At 28.8% G+C, this 18,539-nt stretch carries 14 protein-coding genes; 3 read left to right on the forward strand and 11 right to left on the reverse strand.

The genetic code is table 11. The annotated features are described in order from the left end of the window. The gene (locus tag BVAVS116_RS00650) at positions 1-945 is read right to left on the reverse strand and encodes a tetratricopeptide repeat protein (RefSeq protein ID WP_040351326.1); all 945 of its coding nucleotides are present in this window, start codon (positions 943-945) and stop codon (positions 1-3) included. A gap of 182 nt (positions 946-1,127) precedes the next feature. Between BVAVS116_RS00650 and BVAVS116_RS00655 the strand changes: the two genes are divergently transcribed. Further along, positions 1,128-2,255 (forward strand): tetratricopeptide repeat protein, encoded by a 1,128-nt coding sequence (locus BVAVS116_RS00655; protein ID WP_006068466.1) that lies wholly within the window; start codon positions 1,128-1,130, stop codon positions 2,253-2,255. A 44-nt stretch (positions 2,256-2,299) separates the two neighbouring features. On the opposite strand, the gene hisS is transcribed toward BVAVS116_RS00655, so the two are convergent. After that, on the reverse strand, positions 2,300-3,673 hold the full coding sequence (hisS, locus tag BVAVS116_RS00660; protein WP_006068637.1) for a histidine--tRNA ligase: 1,374 nt from the start codon (positions 3,671-3,673) through the stop codon (positions 2,300-2,302). 131 nt (positions 3,674-3,804) lie between these two features. Here hisS and BVAVS116_RS00665 point away from each other — a divergent pair, with 131 nt between their 5' ends. Next, entirely contained in the window at positions 3,805-5,694 is a 1,890-nt protein-coding gene (locus tag BVAVS116_RS00665; protein ID WP_006068619.1) for a penicillin-binding protein, read from the forward strand. Here BVAVS116_RS00665 and BVAVS116_RS00670 read toward each other — a convergent pair whose 3' ends face one another. From BVAVS116_RS00670 to BVAVS116_RS00690, 5 genes are all read right to left on the reverse strand, one after another. Continuing rightward, positions 5,695-7,587, reverse strand: a complete 1,893-nt coding sequence (locus BVAVS116_RS00670) for an AMP-binding protein (protein WP_006068927.1) — start codon at positions 7,585-7,587, stop codon at positions 5,695-5,697. A 565-nt stretch (positions 7,588-8,152) separates the two neighbouring features. After that, positions 8,153-8,461 carry a PG0541 family transporter-associated protein gene (locus BVAVS116_RS00675; RefSeq protein WP_006068382.1) on the reverse strand — a complete coding sequence of 103 codons (309 nt, stop codon included), beginning with the start codon at positions 8,459-8,461 and terminating at the stop codon, positions 8,153-8,155. 1 nt (position 8,462) lies between these two features. Continuing rightward, a complete protein-coding gene (locus tag BVAVS116_RS00680) occupies positions 8,463-11,675 on the reverse strand; it encodes an efflux RND transporter permease subunit (RefSeq protein ID WP_006068321.1) in 3,213 nt (1,070 codons plus the stop codon). 18 nt (positions 11,676-11,693) lie between these two features. Continuing rightward, positions 11,694-12,659: an efflux RND transporter periplasmic adaptor subunit gene (locus BVAVS116_RS00685; RefSeq protein WP_006068231.1), complete on the reverse strand. Its 966-nt coding sequence runs from the start codon at positions 12,657-12,659 to the stop codon at positions 11,694-11,696. A gap of 21 nt (positions 12,660-12,680) precedes the next feature. Next, positions 12,681-13,856, reverse strand: coding sequence for a TolC family protein (locus BVAVS116_RS00690; protein ID WP_051008154.1), 1,176 nt, complete (start codon positions 13,854-13,856; stop codon positions 12,681-12,683). A 188-nt stretch (positions 13,857-14,044) separates the two neighbouring features. Between BVAVS116_RS00690 and yidD the strand changes: the two genes are divergently transcribed. After that, complete coding sequence (gene yidD / locus BVAVS116_RS00695; protein WP_051008147.1) at positions 14,045-14,335, forward strand: membrane protein insertion efficiency factor YidD; 291 nt, start codon at positions 14,045-14,047, stop codon at positions 14,333-14,335. Here the strand turns inward: yidD and BVAVS116_RS00700 are convergent. From BVAVS116_RS00700 to flaB, 4 genes are all read right to left on the reverse strand, one after another. Further along, positions 14,324-15,208: a glycine betaine ABC transporter substrate-binding protein gene (locus tag BVAVS116_RS00700; protein ID WP_006068552.1), complete on the reverse strand. Its 885-nt coding sequence runs from the start codon at positions 15,206-15,208 to the stop codon at positions 14,324-14,326. The two genes, yidD and BVAVS116_RS00700, sit on opposite strands and share 12 nt — an antisense overlap. Before the next feature lie 14 nt (positions 15,209-15,222). Continuing rightward, positions 15,223-16,122 (reverse strand): ABC transporter permease, encoded by a 900-nt coding sequence (locus BVAVS116_RS00705; RefSeq protein WP_006068358.1) that lies wholly within the window; start codon positions 16,120-16,122, stop codon positions 15,223-15,225. Positions 16,123-16,128: 6 nt separating this feature from the next. Next, positions 16,129-17,247 (reverse strand): ATP-binding cassette domain-containing protein, encoded by a 1,119-nt coding sequence (locus BVAVS116_RS00710; RefSeq protein ID WP_006068232.1) that lies wholly within the window; start codon positions 17,245-17,247, stop codon positions 16,129-16,131. A gap of 151 nt (positions 17,248-17,398) precedes the next feature. Then, a complete protein-coding gene (gene flaB, locus BVAVS116_RS00715) occupies positions 17,399-18,409 on the reverse strand; it encodes a flagellin FlaB (RefSeq protein ID WP_006068485.1) in 1,011 nt (336 codons plus the stop codon). Between the last annotated feature and the right edge of the window lie 130 nt (positions 18,410-18,539).

Consider the following 18,539-nt stretch of genomic DNA (forward strand, 5'->3'; position numbering starts at 1 on the left):
CTAATTTACATACTGTTGATAAATTCCCAAGTCTATTTCTTTTATGTATAACAAAATCTCATCAATGCGAGCTCTATCCTCTTTTATCCTTACATAATGATCAATAAGCCAAAAATACTTATTAATAAGCCTTGGAAGTAATATGCTCTCATTTATTGATCTATAAGACTTTTCTTTAAGTTCATTGCGCAAACTGTAAACAGACTGCTTTAGCTGTCCAAGTTCTATAGGCCTTAATTCTCTTTTAACATTAAAAACACCATTAAGAGAACCATAAACAGGAATCCATTCTTTTATAAGATCATCTGAAATGTTTCTGTCAGACTTAATAAGATCTATTAATCTTAAAATCATATCAGACTCAAGAGAATATATATCTATCTTTTGAGGATTGATAAAAAAAGCCTCTCTGAACAAGACTTTAGCTTCTTTAATTTCATCAATAAGTGCATAAGAATCAGCAAGCTCTGCAACAACATCTGAGTTTTCTTTAGCATCTCCTAATATTTGCAAAAAGACATTAATTGCCCTCTCGTAATTTCCCATACCCTTATAAGACTTAGCAATTTTTATTAAAAGATCCAAATTTTCTGGATGCAGTTTGTATATATTTTTATATATGTAAAGACAAGTCTGAAATACAAAATATTTTATAGAATTACGACCTTGCAAAAAATTACAACCCATTTTTTTCAAATATCGACCTGCAAAACTATTCCACTCTCTTATTAAAAATTCTGCCTTTTCATAATCTTGACCTATTCTATCAAGACTTTCAACTTGGCCATTCCAATACACAGAGCTTTTCAAAGCTGTTAAAATTTCAATATTATCAAAATCAAGAGAATGAGCTTCTTCGGATTTTACTAAAGCCTCTTTAAAATTGCCTTTTCTAAAATCTAAATAAATCTCTTTGATCAATTCAACGACTCTTTCTGATGACACATCCCCACCATTTTAAAAATATACAAAAACCCCCGTTACACTTATTGTAATTATATCATTTATCAATTTTTAGTCAAACAAGAACTTAAAGCAAAATAACAATATTCTATTTATTATCCTTTTAAAATAAAATCTAATATTATAATATTAAAAAGAAAATTGTGGGGTCAAATTCTATCTATATGGAACCTAATAAAATTATTAACAAGGCTATTTATTACTATAATTCAAAAAAATATTCACAAGCAATAAAGCTTCTAGAAAAAGAAATTTTTTTCTATAAAAATTACTATTTGTATCACTATGTCTTAGGAATGTCTTATCTTCGTGTTGGGAACCTTGGCAATGCTCAAACATATCTTAAAAAAGCTTACACTTTAAACCCTAGCGAACCAAATATAAAACAAGCTATTGCTATACTTTTAGTAAGCCAAGGTAAAGAAGAAAAAGCTATTCAGATATGGCTTAAAATGATAGAAGAAAATCAAGAAGTAGATCGATCAGAGCTGTCTCTTGAAATTATTCGAAAAAATCCAATCAAAGGATCTGTTTTTTTAAAAAATAGCAATCTATATGAAAAATTGTTTCCAATAATTAAAACAATACCTAATAAAAATCTAACAAAGCTAATCATAATAATTGCTATTGGGGGAATTGTATTTATTTCAATGTTAGCAATCTATTTTATTTTTTATGAACAAAAAATAACAATATCTACAAATCGAAAAGCAGAAATAAACAAAAATTTAAACAATATTGCTGCTTACATTGACGACATTAAAATAAATAACAAAGAAAAAATAAAAAATGAAGAGGGTCAATTTATATTAATACTAACCAGCGAAGAAATTAAAAATTCTTTTGAAAAAATAAAAGTTTATTTAAAAACAGGAAAAGATAATTTTGCAAGAGTAGAAATAAATAAAATATTAAATTCAAATGCATCAGAATCCATAAAACTAAAAGCCAAAAACCTTGCAAGTTTTATCTCAAGACCAGATTTTATTAGCTTTAATGAATACCTAAGCTTAAAAGATATTAAAAAAGATCCATCAATCTATTCAAACGTATATGTAAAATGGGAAGGCGTAGTAAATAATGTCGAAAAAAAAGACAATATAATTCAATTCGACTTTTATGTAGGATACAATAAAAATGTACTTTCAGGAATTATCCCAACAAAAACAACCTTTGATATCGATATTGATTTTAAAGACAATGTTGAAATACTTGGACAAATAGAATATAAAAAGAATAAACTTACCTTAAATGCAATAACAATTAGAAAAATAGATAGAAATGCAAATTAATACTAATATCTTTCCAAAATTTTCAATACAATCAACATTCAAGATTAAAAAGGGGTGCACAGCAACTTTTCATTACACTTGATAAGATTTATTGACTCCTCAAAAGTAAGTAGCAACTCTTCTTTTTTTGTCAAATCTCTTACTTTCATTTTATTTTCTTTGTATTCTTCTTGACCAACAAAAACTAAAAATCTTATCTCTTTACTTAAAGCATATTCTATTTGCTCTTTAATGTTTTTACCATTTTTATTTTTAAAATACACTTCACAAGAAATATTTTTAATTTTAGAATAATCATGATTCCTAAACCTAGTAGCAAGTTCATAATAATAATTTTGCAAAGCACTATCTAAGTTTACAATTAAAACTTTAGATCTGGCCTTAGTTACAAATATTTTAATATAACTAAACTTTTCAAGATCAATTATATCCTTTATTCTGTCAACACCAAAAGATCCCCCAACTCCTGAAACCTTTTGAATAGAGTTTGAGAACGAAGAAACTAAATTATCATATCTTCCCCCACTACAAACACTACCCATATTACTACCAAATACCTCAGATTCAAAAACAATCCCTGTATAATAATCAAGCCCACGAGCTATTTTAAGATTTAAGTTAAAAGAATCCTGAATTTTCAATAAACTAAGATGCTTGAAAACATCTTCTACTCTCTTAATAGATTCGTTGTTATCGCCCAAAATACTTTTTAAGGTTTGTATTTTATCTTTAAAAGTACCTTGCAAATCCATTAAACTTAAGATTAAATCTACAGCTTCTTCTTCGATCTCAAGAAGCAATTCCTCTTTAACCTTATCAATTCCTATTCTATCTATTTTGTCAATATTTCTTAAAATAAAAAGGGATTTTTCTTTAATTCCTAACTGTTCAAAAAAAGAATTTAATATACCAAGATGAGAATAATGGATAATAAATTTTTTATTAATGCCTTCTATAAAATTTAAAAAAATCTCTTCAAGTCCATAATACACAACAGAAAGAATTTCGGCATCACCTCTAAAACTATCCTCTCCAACTATATCAAAATCGAATTGCATAAATTCTCTGTATCTACCCTTTTGAGAATTTTCTCCTCTGAAAACTTTTCCAAATTGAGAACGTCTGAAAGGAAATTTTAAACTAGAAATATTTGTGGCAATAAATCTAGCAAAAGGAACGGTTAAATCAAATCGCATGGAAACATCTCTACCCCCATTGTCTTTAAACCTATAAATTTGCTTTTCAGCCTCATCCCCACCCTTTTTTAAAAGCAACTCTGAATATTCAAGGACCGGAGTATCTATTAAATCAAAATTATAAGAATTAAGAATGCTAAATATCTGCCTAACAATATGAATTCGAATCAAAGAATCCTTAGGCAAATAATCTTTAAAGCCTTTTAAAGTTTTAATATCCATTACATTATGCCCTCTGCTATATAGTATCTACTTTTTCAGAATATAATAACATATAATAATATAGATACAAAAAAAAATGAATAATTTTTTATTTCATATAGTCATAAAATAATTTAAGAGGTCCAAAATTCATGACCAAAAGGATGCTTAATAACAATTATCGAATAAAAACAATATTAACAATATTTTTGGGTATAACTTTGCTAACTATTTACAAATATTTCACACTAATGGTCTTTAACAACACTCCAGATAACATGATATCTTTAAAGTCAAATGATATTGCCAGAAGAGGGACAATTTATGATAGAAATGGCAAACCAATAGCATTCTCTTCAAAATCCTACTCAATCGGAACAAATCCTCAAAAAATAGAAAATATTGTCAGCACATCTGAAACTCTTGGCGCAATACTCCAAATTGATTCAAGAATTTTGAAGGAAAAGCTCTCTTCCAATAAAGGATTTTTATATATAAAAAGAAAAATAAAAAGGGAAGAATCGGATTTAATCAAAAGAATTCAAGCCGAAGGCAGGCTCTCAAACATTGCTTTATATCCTGATTACACAAGAATTTATCCTTTTCGTAATACTACAAGTAATATTACAGGCTTTGTAGGAACAGATAATCTTGGCCTTGAGGGCATTGAATTTTCTCTAAATAGTATATTAGGAAAAGATAAAACCAAACAACAATTTCTAAATGAAGAATTAGAAACAAACAACATCTACTTAACAATAGACATGAATATACAACAAGGTGTAAGCAAAATAGCTAAAAAATACTTTGAAGAAAATAATCCTGAAAGTTTAATTACTTTAGTAATGAACTCCCAAAATGGGGAAATATTGTCCATGGTTCAATTTCCTCAATATGATGCAAACTTTTATTCTGAATATCCTGAAGAAATACGAAAAAACCTTTCTTCTTCGTTAACCTATGAACCTGGAAGCATCAATAAAATTTTTACAGTTGCAATAATATTAGAAAGTGGAAAATTAAATTTAGAAGAAAAATTTTTAGACAACGGAATATATCAAAAACAATTTCCATCGGGAGAGAAAATTACAATCAAAACCTTAAATCCTCCCTATAAATATATCGACTCTACAGAGATTTTAATTTATTCATCAAATGTAGGAATAGCTTACATTACTGACAAAGTTAGCAATGAATACTTTTACAAAAAACTTTTAGATTTTGGATTTGGGAAAAAAGTTGGATTTCCATTTCCTGGAGAAACAAAAGGGCTCTTGAATCATTATTCAAAATGGTCAGGACGAAGCAAAGCTACAATTGGATTTGGACAAGAAATAGGGGTATCAGCAGTTCAAATATTACAAGCTGCAAGCATACTAGGCAACAATGGAATAATGTTAAAACCTAGAATAATAAAAAAAATAAGCAACAATAAAGAAGAAAGCATTAAAGAATTTGATAAAGAAGAAATAAAAAGAGTAATATCAAAAAATTCAGCACAAAAAGTTTTAAAAATGATGAGAGAAGTTGTAAATAAGGGTGGAATTCCAAATCTTAAAATTAAAAATCTTGACATTTCTGCAAAAAGCGGAACATCGCAAGCTATTGACAAAAAAACAGGCAAATACTCAGAAGAAGACTATACATCCTCTATCTTGGCAATATACCCCACAGAACAACCAAAATATATTATTTATATTGTGTACAGATATCCAAAAAAAATAATATATGGAACAAGAATAGCAGCTCCAATGGCAAAAGAAATAATAGAATTTATTGAATACCAACAAAATACAAGCGCATATAAAAAAATCAAAATGCCATCAAAAATCAAGATCCCTAAAATCACCGCTAATTATAAAAACGACACACACTTACCAAATTTTATAAACCTTTCCAAAAGAGAAATAATAGACATACTAAAATACTATAAAAATACTATAAAAATAAAAATAAATGGCGACGGATTTGTTTACAAGCAAAGCATATCCCCCAATACAAAATTAGAAGATATAGCAGAGCTTGAATTATATTTAAAATAATCAGATAAATAAATTTTTAATTTCATTTTTATAAAAATTTAAAATATAGTTTCGTTTAATATCCATTTTAATTGACATCTCTTTCCCAACTTCAAATGGTTTTTCTAAAAGAGTAAACTTTAATATCTGCTCAAAAGGTTTAAATCCATTAGTTCTATTGATTAATTTTTTTATTTCATCATTTATAGCCTTAAGAACAATATTATTTGCAATAATTTGACGTCTATTACTAGCATCAAAAATTTTTTGCCCAACACTTTCTAGATATTTATTTATTTCTTCAAAATTTGGAAGAATAAGAGCGCCTAAAAATTTTTGATCTTGCCCTACAACAACCGCCTTTTCTATTAATATTGATTCTTCAAGCTTAATCTCAATTGGAGCAGGCTCAACATTCTCCCCATTATTCAAAACAATTGTATCTTTTTCTCGACCAATAATTTGAACAACATTGTCCTTAGATAATTTTACAATATCACCCGTATTTAAAAAACCATCAGAACCAATAATCCTGCAAGTTGCCTCTCTATCCTTATAATATCCAAGCATTACTTGAGGTCCTTTTACAAACAAAATTCCCTTTCCAGGCTTTTTAAGTTTATTTCCATCAGCATCTCTAATCTCAGCAACAGTTCCAGGCAAAATTTTACCACAAGTTCCAATAATCACTTTTTTATGCTTATTAGAAGCCACTCCGGGAGAAGTTTCTGTCAATCCATAAGCGTTAGCAAGTTCAATACCAATTGCATTAAAAAATCTAACAACAGATATAGGCATACTCCCACCACCAGTAATTCCAACAACAAAATTATTGCCTAAGATTTTATTTATTTTATTAAAAATTAAAATATTTCCCAAAGCTTTAAAAGGAAATAAGAAGATTAACCCAAACATTCCCAAAATTTTCTTTATAGGGAAAAACAAACTAAACCCACTGTCCGGATAAAACCCCATTACCGCTCTATAGCAAATATCATTAAGAAATGCCAATTTGATAAAAAAATGGAAGATTATTCTAGAAATAAACGGCTTCTTAGAAACTTCTTTGTAAATATTTTGCCTTATTGCAATCCAAAGCCTAGGAACAGCTGCAATATAATGGGGATTAATATTTTTAATGTCATCAAGCATTGCCCTTGGAACAATGGTAGAAAATAAACAAACCATACCCTTGAGAAAAATATTGTAAGAAAAAGATCTTTGAAAGGAATGCCAAATTGGCAAAATGCACATAAATATTTGACCCAATTGCGTATCAACCATTAAACTAAAACTAGAAACTTGATAAAGAAGGTTAGCATGACTAAGCATTACCCCTTTTGGATGACCTGTTGTTCCAGAAGTATATATTATTGTTGCCATATCATTAGAATCAACTTTACTTGCAATGTCAATAATTTCTGAATCTTTTCTTAAATTGTCTCCAAATGAAATACAATCGCTATAAGTATAAATTTCAAAATCACTATACTTTAGTCTATCTTCTTTGTTTAAATTTTCAATAATAATAAATATAGGTTTTACTGTGAATTGAATTTGAACAAACATATCAAGAAGATTTAAATTTTCTAAAATAACTACACATGGAAGAACAGAGTTAAAAATAATTTCAGCTTCAAAAAGAGTAACATCAGAGCCTTTTGGAATATCAACGGCACCCAAAGATAAAATTGCAAAATCTATCACAGCCCACTCGGCCCTATTTTCAGAGCAAATAAATATTTTATCTTGATGTTTAACATTTATTGACTTTAAAAAGGAAGCAAGCTTTAAAACATTGTTTTTTAAGTCGCCATAAGTAACATGGGCATATCCATTGCAAACTTTATATATTTGAGCAATCTTATCCTTTTGTTGATCAGCCACTTCAAAGAATGCCTTTGCTATTGACATACAATCCTCCTTTTAACGAAATTAACATGGTTTATTATACCATTATTAACCATAAATTCATAAAAAATTATTTACAAAGCCTCCTACTGCAAAAAACATACAGAAAGCTAACAAAAATAAAAACTTAAAAAATCAAAACAAAGTTTAAAAATACTTAATAAAAATTAATTCGGAATCTAAAAATAAATTTCCGTTTTAATGTTTTCACAAATAATATTTTTCCTAAAAATACCTAAAACATCAAATTATTTTCATAAATATAAAAACAATGTTATTATTAGGATTTATTTTATCACCTTTAAGATAATCAGTCACTCTTTTTGAAGAACCTCCTTATTTTTTTAGTAATACAAGAAATATAATTTTTTCGCATTAATGCTTCAAAAAACCATTAAATATTCTTGGATAAATAGAATATTTTTTTAGGTAAAAATTTTTCCAAACCTAGCAGCAAATATTAAGCCTCTTTTAAAACTTATATTTTTATGCCCAAATCTTAAAACATAATTTCTATTATTCAAAAATTTACTACCCAAAACAGCACATAAAATTTTATCCTTAAGCATTAATTTTTCAAAACAAAAAAATTAATCCCCTCTGTGGGGTAAGAATGATTCAAATGATCTACAATATCCTTCAATCTATTAACAATAGATTGATTGGAAGTATAAATAATCAGAATAAAATTTTCTTCAGGCCAAACACCATTGCCATGTTTTTCCCCTTTCTTGCCCTTTCCATAAACATTTTCTATCTTAGAATAATATATAGGCTCTCCTAGCTCTTGTTCTACTTTTTCCATACATTCAAGAACATCAAGCTCTAAAGATAAGTTAGAAATTATTTCAATCCTATATCTATAAAATTTAGTCATATCAATCCCTATCTTCTTCAAATAGATTATCATAACTACTTTTAGTTGAATTATTAATTTCGAATGATTTTTCAACATCTACATTAGACGCCACTCTTTTTAACCTAAGCTTGAAACTTGAAACAATATTGGAAAAAATTTCAAAAAGCATAGGAATAAAAAACAAAGTAAGAAATGTACTAGCTGTCATTCCGCCAATAAAAGTGAATGCGATCGGCTTTAAAAGCTCATTCCCACTCCCACTAGAAAATGCCATTGGAATAAGTCCTATTATTGAAGTCAAAGAAGACATTAAAATTGGTCTAAATCTTGAGCGGCAAGATTCAATAATTGCTTCTCTTAGGCCAAACCCTCTCTTGATCAATAAACCGGTATAGTCTACAAGAACAATTCCCGTATTAACAACAACACCAACAAGCATAAGCATTCCAATCGCAGCAAAAATAGAAAGTTTTTCTCCTGCAAAAAAATGTATGAGTACAACCCCTATTGTCGTTAAAGGAATTGTAAAAATAATAATAAAGGGCTTTAAAAAAGATTCAAATTGAGAAGCCATAATACCAAACACAACAATAATAGCCATAATAATGATTATTTTAAACTGATTCATAATATTTGAAAATTCATTATATTCTCCTTCAACCTTAAGCACTGTTCCTTCTTTATGGGGGACCTTATTATTAACAAAATCTATAACTTTTGCAGTGACTTGAGTTAAATTATCATCTGGAGAAATGCCCGCATTAAGATAAATAGTCAAAGCTTGATTTTCTCTGTAAATAGATTCCTCTTTATTGGTTTTTTCAAATGTGGCTATTGATGAAAAAGGAATCTTAACTCCAGATGGACTTGTAATAAATATTTTTTCCAAATCTTTTAAATTTTTAACATCCATTCTATCAAGCTTAAGAACAATATCATAATTAAGTCCATTTTCTACATATTGCCCAGCAACAACACCATTAACATTGGCCTTTAACTCATTTAAAATGGTATTCATGTCAATACCATAATTGTAAGCTAGTGCTCTATCTATCTCAACACTAATTTGAAGTTGAAAATCACTTACACTAAGTCTTGGATTTACAAGTTCCGGAATTTCCTTTTTCAACATAGAAACTAAAGTTTTTCCATAATCTTTTATATATTCAAAATCATTTGCTGAAATTTTAATTTTAATAGAATCTCCACCACCCAAAGCATTACCACTGGAAGACTCAATATTAAATTCGGGATAAAGATTCCCAATACGATTCATAATTTTATACTTAATAGCATCGTAATCTATACTTTTAATCAACTTGTCTCTTGACTCTTCCTTAAGAGGAAACAATACATTAAAGGTTATTCTTTCGGCATTCATAGTAGAAATAATACTTTTATATCCTTTAGCTTCACTTTTTACAATTTCTAAAAATCTATTAGAATAAAATTTTGCATATTCCAAATTAGTTTTATGGGGAAAATTTAAATTAATAAAAATTGAGTTGTCTTTCCCTCTATCAAAAGTTGTCACATCTAGCAATAATCCTAAAAGTAGACTGCCAATAAAACTAAAAAAAACAATCAGCCCAAAAATCAATTTACGATTCAACACTATATTTAATAAATTGATATACAAAAATTCTAGAAAATAATAAATACTAGCAAAAAAAGCATCAATTTTCCTAATAAAAGAACTCTTAATATTTTTTTGAAAACTTGTGTATAAACCTACATAATGACTTGATAAAACGGGAACCAAAAAAATCGCAACTAAAAGAGAAACTCCCAAAGAAATAACAATTGTAAATGAAAAGTCTTTAAAAAAATCTCCATATACTCCAAGTTCTGATTTGAAAATAAGAAATGGACCAAAAACGCAAATAGAAGTAAAAGTTGAAGATGTAATAGGCAGCATCATCTCTTGGGCTCCAAGAATAGAAGATGAAATAAGCTTTGCTCCTTTTTGCCTATATTTGTATATATTATCTATTACAACAATTGAGCAGTCAACAACCATTCCAATCCCAAGTGCAAGACCTGCAAGACTCATAATATTAAGAGAAATATTTACAAAATACATTAAACAAAAGGTCAAAACAATTGCTATTGGAATAGAAATTCCAATAATTATTGTGGCTCTAAAGCTTCTTAAAAAGAAAAAAATAACAAATATTGCTAGTACGGCCCCAAAATAGGCTGAATTTACAACAGTTGAAATGGACGCTTTAATAAAATTAGTACTATCATAAGTGATTTCCAATCTCATATCTTTAGGCATAGATAATTTAAATTTTTCTATTTCATTCATAACAACATTAGAAACTGCAATAGAATTAGCATCACTACGTTTTTGAACCGATAAAGAAATTGAAGGCAAACCATTATATTCAACATATTCTGACAAATCTTCAAAATCGGTCTTAATATTAGCAATATCTTTAAGTTTTATCTCAATAGCAGATGAATTTATGCCAGAAGAAATGTCGGGCATCTTATAAGCTATGACCACATTACCTATCTCTTCAATTGATTTAAATTTTCCAGACACTTGAACCAAATATTCTAAGTTGTTCTCCAATATATTACCAGCTGAAAGTTCAAAATTTTGAGATGCTATAATCGAAGATATTCTTGACAAAGAAAGCCCATAAGACTCTAATCTATTTTGAGAAACTTCAATTAAAACACGTTTCTTGCTTCCGCCATTAACAGTAACAATTGCGACCCCATCAAGCCTTTCAAGCCCAGGTTTAATGATCTCTTCAGCATATCTTTTAAGCTCAGAAATTGGCCTTACAGAATTAATAATAATATTCATTACAGGAATATTTTTAAGATTGTATCTAAAAATTCTGGGTGTCTGCGATTTACTGGGCAATGAGGATTTTACCAATTCAAGAGCATCTCGAATTTCATTTAGAACCAAGTCCAAATCAGTTCCATGATAAAATTCAAGCGAAACAGTGCTATTTCCCTTAGAAGAATTGCTATATATATTTTTTAAATTCTTTACTGAACTCAAACCACTTTCAAGAACTCTAGAAACACTCTCTTCAACTTCTCTAGGAGAAGCACCGGGATAAACAGTGTTGATACTTATTTGAGGAATATCAATTCCAGGCAAAAGGTCTACTTTCAATCTTGAAAAGGTATACAAACTTATCATCATTAACAATGAAAATAAAATTAACATTGTTATTGGTTTGCCAACTATTCTCTTTACCAACATAACACATCTCCCAATAAATTAAATATTGCTTTCAGCCGAAAGACCTTCTCTTGTATCTACCAAATTTATTAGAGTCCCATCAGAAAGAGTAGACATTCCTTCTACTACAATTAAATCATTCTCTTTAATCTCACCTGAAAGAGCTACAATGTTATCTATTTCAAAAAGTACTCTAACGGGTAACATTTGAACACTTTTACCTTCTAAATCAAGCTTAAATACAAAATTATTACCTTCTCTCTCAACAACAGCCTCTCTTGGAATCTTAATTACATCTCTAAAACGTTTAGTGATAAGTTTAATTTTAGAAAACATACCAATAATCAGTTTGTCTAAATTGCTACCAATAGGTGTAAGATATACCTCAATAGTGCGACTTTTAGAATCTAAAATAGGAGATATCTCTGAAACTCTAGCTTTAAACTTTTCATTAGGATAAGCTCCAACCTCAATAATAGCATCATTTCCAACTTTAATATTTGAAATGTATTTCTCAGACACATAAGTTAAAATTTGCTTTGCATCTATTCTTCCTACTACTGCTATGCTAGACTGAGGATTAACCGTTTCACCAATTTTTTTTCTAATATTTAAAATATATCCTGAGATTGGCGCTCTTACTGGACTTTTCAAATATACAGAACCGGGCCTTGAAGGATCGAGAGTTGCAACTATTTGTCCCTTTTGAACATAAGTCCCAAGCTTTATTTGCAAAGAGGTTATTTTACCCGCAGCATCTGGGAAAATATCTGCCTTAACTTTTGTATCTACATCTCCATTTAAAGACAAATAATCACTCAATATTCCCTTTTTGACTTTTATGGCAATTACTGGAAATCTATAAGAACTTTCCTTCTCCTTATTAATATTTTTGTCATCTAGCTTATTCTTACCCACACACGCAACTAAAATTAAAACTAAGCCTAAGGAGAAGAGTAAAAAATATTTTTTTAAATATAAGTTAATATTAAAAATCAAATTCATAAAAATACCTCTTAATGCTTCTTAATCTAATGAATTTATTAAATCCTTATATTCAAGTATAGAATTGGAATAATTTAATTTATCTTCAATGAATTTCAAATCGCTCTGCTTATAAACAAGCTCAATATCATTCAATTTAGAAAGATCCATGACACCGGAATTAAAAGCATTAAATGCCATTTGATAATTTTTATTAGCTAATTCTACATTAATTTTAGAAGCATCAAGAATCGCTTTATATCTTCTAATATCCTTTCTTTTTTGCACAATACTAGATTTTAAATTTCTAATTTTGCTCTCAATATTGTTTTGCAATATTTTTAGTTGGTAGTTGTTGTCTTGTATTTTTGTGAAACTTTTTGAAAATGGAAATATTTCAGTTAAACCATAATTCAAGCTAAAAGATGCCAAAAACCCACTTGAAAAACCTTTAGAATTTTCATGAAATGATCTGTAAGGAGAATAAGAAAACGACAACGAAAGAGTTGGCAAAAAAGTATCTAACCAAAGCGAACCAATAAGTTGCTCTGCCATTTTTAAGCGCATATTTAACTCTTTAATCTCTAATGATTCATTAAAATTTAACGCCTCATTAAATAAAGAAAAATCTATTGTCTCGTCTGGCAATTCTCCAATAATTTCAAAATCTTGATCCGGATCCAATCCTATTAATAATTTGAAAATTTCTTTTGATTTTTCAAAATTAATAATCTGACCATCTAAATCTGGTTGCGATTTTTTATGCTTAAGCTGTGCATCAAGAAAATCTATTTCTGATATTAGTCCATTGTTATAAGCAATTCTAGCTTGTTCAAATTTAAGTTTACTATTTTGTATTTGACTCTCAAAAACTTTCAATGTACTCTTTAGCGCTATTAATTTATTGTAAGATTTAAGAACATTTAGCTTAATATTACGAACAGCACTCTCCCTTTCTATTTTTGCATTTTCATACTCCAACATAATAAGTTCAATTCTCTTTAAAACAGAAGGTGACAAAGAAAGACTAATCGCAACTCCAAACCCCAAACCCCAATAATCTCTCTCAAGCTCGCTTAAAGCAGAAGGATTTCTGCTAAGTGTCGAGCTAAGGTTAACATTTGGAACAAAAGCATTCCATGCATTATTTTTATAAAGCTTTTTTATATTTTCCTTATATAAAGCATTTTTTGAATCCAAGCTGTTTTCTAAGGCCATATTTACAGCTTGTTCGGGTGATATTTGAATAATTTCAGCAAAAGAAAAAGGGACAATTACAAAGATCAAAAAAATTTTTTTAATTTGAAACCACCTTTATAATAAAAATTAAAAGTTTAAAAGTTTAAAACTTAATTAATATTTTCAATCTGTTTGATTAATTATTATAATACAATACAATTCTAAATATGAACATTTTCAAGATTTTCTTTATCTTAAATTATACTCTTATTTTTTTAATAAAAATTTACCAAAACACTTTTTCTAAAGTATTTGGACTACAATGTATATACAAACCTACTTGCTCAAAATATTCAATTGAATGCCTTAAAAAATACAATTTTCCAACAGCTTTAATATTAATGACGCTAAGAATAATAAGGTGTAATGCATTATTTAAAGGGGGAAATGATTTTATTCCTAAATACAATCCTATTTCAACATCTTTAAAAGAATTTCAAAAAAGATTAATCAAATAAAGCCTTATATTTTTCTGGAACCCACATTTTTACAATTTCTTTATTCTTTTCAACAAATTCAACTGCATTGCGATACTCATTGCCAGGCTCTTTATCATTTCTATCCATTAAAGGCAATATTAAATCATCATTCCAATAAAAATGATCAAAAACATAATATGCATCAATATCATCATTTTCAAGACCAAGTCTAACAAGAGTGTGCACACTCTCAATCCCCCCCATAATTAAATCAGGATCATCGAGAAACTTAATATCATACCTAGAAAAGGCCCAATGAGGTTTCCATAAAGGCACTAAAATCCACTCGTTTCTCTTTATTGAAGAATCTAAACTTGCAAGCATAACACTCTCACTTGAGGGAACTAATTCATACTCTTTACTTAATCCATAATAATTAAGTGCTTGTTCTGTAACAATCTGAGTTCCCGCACCAGCATCTATGCCAATCATCTTGTTCTTGAAATTAGCCCCTTTACCCTTAAGCTCACTAATACTAGAAATTGGAACATAACTTGGCACCACAAACCCCTGAATGGTTCCTTCATAATTTGCACCAAGATCAACAAATTTTGTTTTCAGTTTTTCGTAATAAAATTTATCAGCTGTAGGAACCCAAGAAGATACCGTACCATCTACTTTTCCAGACGCTAAATATTGATACATTACGGATGTGGTAACTGAAAATATTTCTGCATTGTAACCCATTTTTTCAAAAACAACCTTCAATACATTTGTAGCTGCTGTTTCCCCACCCCAATTTACATATCCAATTTTTACCGATTTTAAATTTTTTGAACTCTTTTTTTCATCACAAGACAAAAAAATAAGAAAAATACAAAATCCAATGAATAATTTATGTATAAAGTTCATAAAATATCCTCCATTTATTTATTATATATTTCTAAAAATCTTTTAAATTTATTTTCTCTCTTTCCTCCATAATGATCTGTATTCAAATAACTAAATTTAATAAAGATAGACTGCATAATCCTATCTAAAATAATAGCTATAATAACAACTGCTAATCCAGATATTAACCCTTCACCAAAATTTAATCTTTCTATAGAGTAAATCACAGTCCTACCCAAACCGGACGATCCAACCATTGCAGCAATTACTATCATAGATATCGCCATCATTATTGACTGATTAATACCTTCAATTATACTCTGAAGAGAAAGAGGAAGCTGAACCTGCAAAAGAATACGTAAATTACTACTGCCAAAAGACTTGGCCGCTTCTATTACTTCATCTGAGACTTGAACAATTCCCAACCTTGTATATCTAATAACAGGAGGCATAGCAAAAATTATTGTAGCAAAAATAGCAGAAGCTGTACCCATTCCAAAAAAAGGAATAGCGGGAATCAAATAAATAAATGGAGGCATAGCTTGCATTAAATCTAGAATAGGTTTTAAAAAAACATAAAATCTTGGGAAATATCCCCCAAAAATACCTATAGGAATTCCCAAAATAACAGAAACAAAAACAGAAACAAATATAATAGCGATTGTATCCATTGAAGCCTCCCAAAGATTAAAATACAAAATAAAAAAGAATCCGGGCAAAATCAAAAATATTAATCTTTTTTTCAAGAAAACAAAACTTAACAGGCATACAATCAAAATAAAAAGAATAGGATTAACAAAAAGAAATAAATCTTTTAAATTTTCATATAAAAAAATTATACTTTTAGAAAAACCTACCCCATCAGAAATTGAAAAATTATCAACCAAAAAATCAAAAAAATTATCTATTTTTAATATAAAAAAATCTTTACTCATAAATTCCTATCTTGACAATAAATCGGAAATTTCATTTAAATTAATATATCCGACAATACTTCCTCTTTCTTTTATTATTAAATAATCTTGCTTATTTAAATATTCAACAATTTTTTTTATTTCATCATTTAGCTCTAAATTTAAAGATATAAGATTATCATATCTTTTATTAAGAACTTTATTGTATAAACTAAAATTTTCATCTTGATATTTAATAACAACATTTAAATCATTATCACTACCGGAGTTTAAATCAAAATCATCTTTTAAAATATCTTTTATTTTTAAAATATTTAAAACAGGCAAATTTTTAATAAAATTAGATATAAAATCCGTACTAGGATTGGTTAAAATCTCCAAAGGTTTGCCAACTTGAATAATTTTTCCATCTCTCATAAAAGCAATTCTATGACCTAATTTAAAAGCTTCGATTAAATCGTGAGTAATAAACACAACTGTTTTTTTAAGCTTAGCTACCAACCTTAAAAGTTCTTCCTGCATTTCTCCTTTAATTAAAGGATCAAGTGCCGAAAAAGCTTCATCCATTAAAAGAATATCTGGATTAACCACCAATGCTCTTGCTATTCCAACTCTTTGTTTCATCCCTCCAGAAAGTTCATTAATATACTTATATTTTGAATCTTCAAGCCCCACAAGATTTAATACCTCAATAGCGCGCTCTTCCCTAATCTTCCTGGGAACATGCTTAACCTCAAGTCCATAAGTAACATTTCTCAATACATTCATATGAGGGAAAAGTCCAAAGTTTTGAAAAACCATTGCAAATTTATCTTTTCTTAAATTAGAAAGATCTTTTCGATTTATAGCATTCATTTCCATGTTATTTACCAAAATAGATCCTGAATCTATTTTGTAAATACCATTTAAGCATCGAACTAAAGTAGACTTGCCACAACCTGACATGCCCATAATAACTAAAATTTCATTTTCATAAACATTAAGATTAATATTGGCATTTGCAATAAAAATAGAAGATTCTTTGTAAATTTGCATTCTATCTTTGCCGCCTTCATAGTCTTTTATAGCTTGACTTATCTGCTTTTTGTCAACATAATAAGAAAATACTTTATAACAATCTTTAATTTTAACAGTAACCCTACTCAAAGCAAACTCCTCAATAAGCCTGCATTATACTTTATAACACATTATTATAAATTATACTAAAATTATTAAATTTTTGCCGATCCGCAATAAAAAACCAAAAGATCCCTTAAAGGATCTTTTGGTAATAATTTATACTAATTACATTAAAATTTTATCTAAGCAGTGACAAAACATATTGGGGAACTTGATTAGCTTGCGCAATCATTGCCATTGCAGATTGTGTTAAAATACTATTAGTTGTAGCTGCTACAACCTCATCTGTCATTGTAGCATCTTTTATTTGAGCATAAGATGCTTTAAGATTTTCAATAGCATACTCAGTACTATCCTTTATAGATTCAAGTCTATTTTGGAAAGCACCTAAATTTGCTCTTTGATCGCTTATCATTCTAATAGCATTTTCTATCTTAGCAAGTGATGTATTAGCATCAACTGTAGTTGTAACATTAACAGGAGAATTAACTCCACCTTGAGAAGGTGCTGTAGCAGGTGCTGGTTGTTGAGCTCCTTCCTGTTGAGCACCTTCTTGAACAGGTGTAGCCTGAGCAGTTTGAGCTCCCTCACCAGAAAACAGATTTGCAACATTAGCTGCATAAATATTTACAGCAATCGCCTCATCTTGATTTGCTCCCACGTGAACTCTTAAGGTCCAAGAAGCCTGAGATCCTGAAAGTGATGCTGGTGTGTTAATTTTTGCAGGTTGCATTCCAAGCTCTTCAGCTGTTTTTACATTTTGAGCAGCAGATTTGTTTGACAACATGTGCATTTGGTTATATTGAGCTTGATCAGCAATTCTATTAATTTCGTCTGTAAGTTGCTCTATTTCAATCTGTATAGAACCTCTGTCTGAGTCTGAATATGTGCCGTTACCTGATTGAACTGCTAATTCTTTCATTCTTACTAAAACTTTTTCTACTTCATTCAAATTCCCTTCTGTTGTCTGAATAAAATTGATAGCTTTTGAAGTGTTTCTAGAAGCTTGTGATAAACCTCTTATTTGAGCATTAATTTTACCAGAAACCCCCATACCAGCAGCATCATCAGAAGCTCGATTAATTCTGTACCCACTAGAAAGCTTCTCTTGAGTTTTACTAAGATTAGCAGCATTAATACCATTATTTCTTGAAGCATTAATAGCTGATGTATTATGATTTATAATCATATATCATTCCTCCATGATAAAGTTTAATTATTTATTTTCGGCAAATCCTTTCGCCTTTTAAAAAGAATAGCACAAAAAATTAAAAAAAAGAAACACAGATAGCAATAGCATTAAAAATAGCAGTAAAAAT

It is taken from the genome of Borreliella valaisiana VS116 (assembly GCF_000170955.2).
GTDB lineage: Bacteria > Spirochaetota > Spirochaetia > Borreliales > Borreliaceae > Borreliella > Borreliella valaisiana.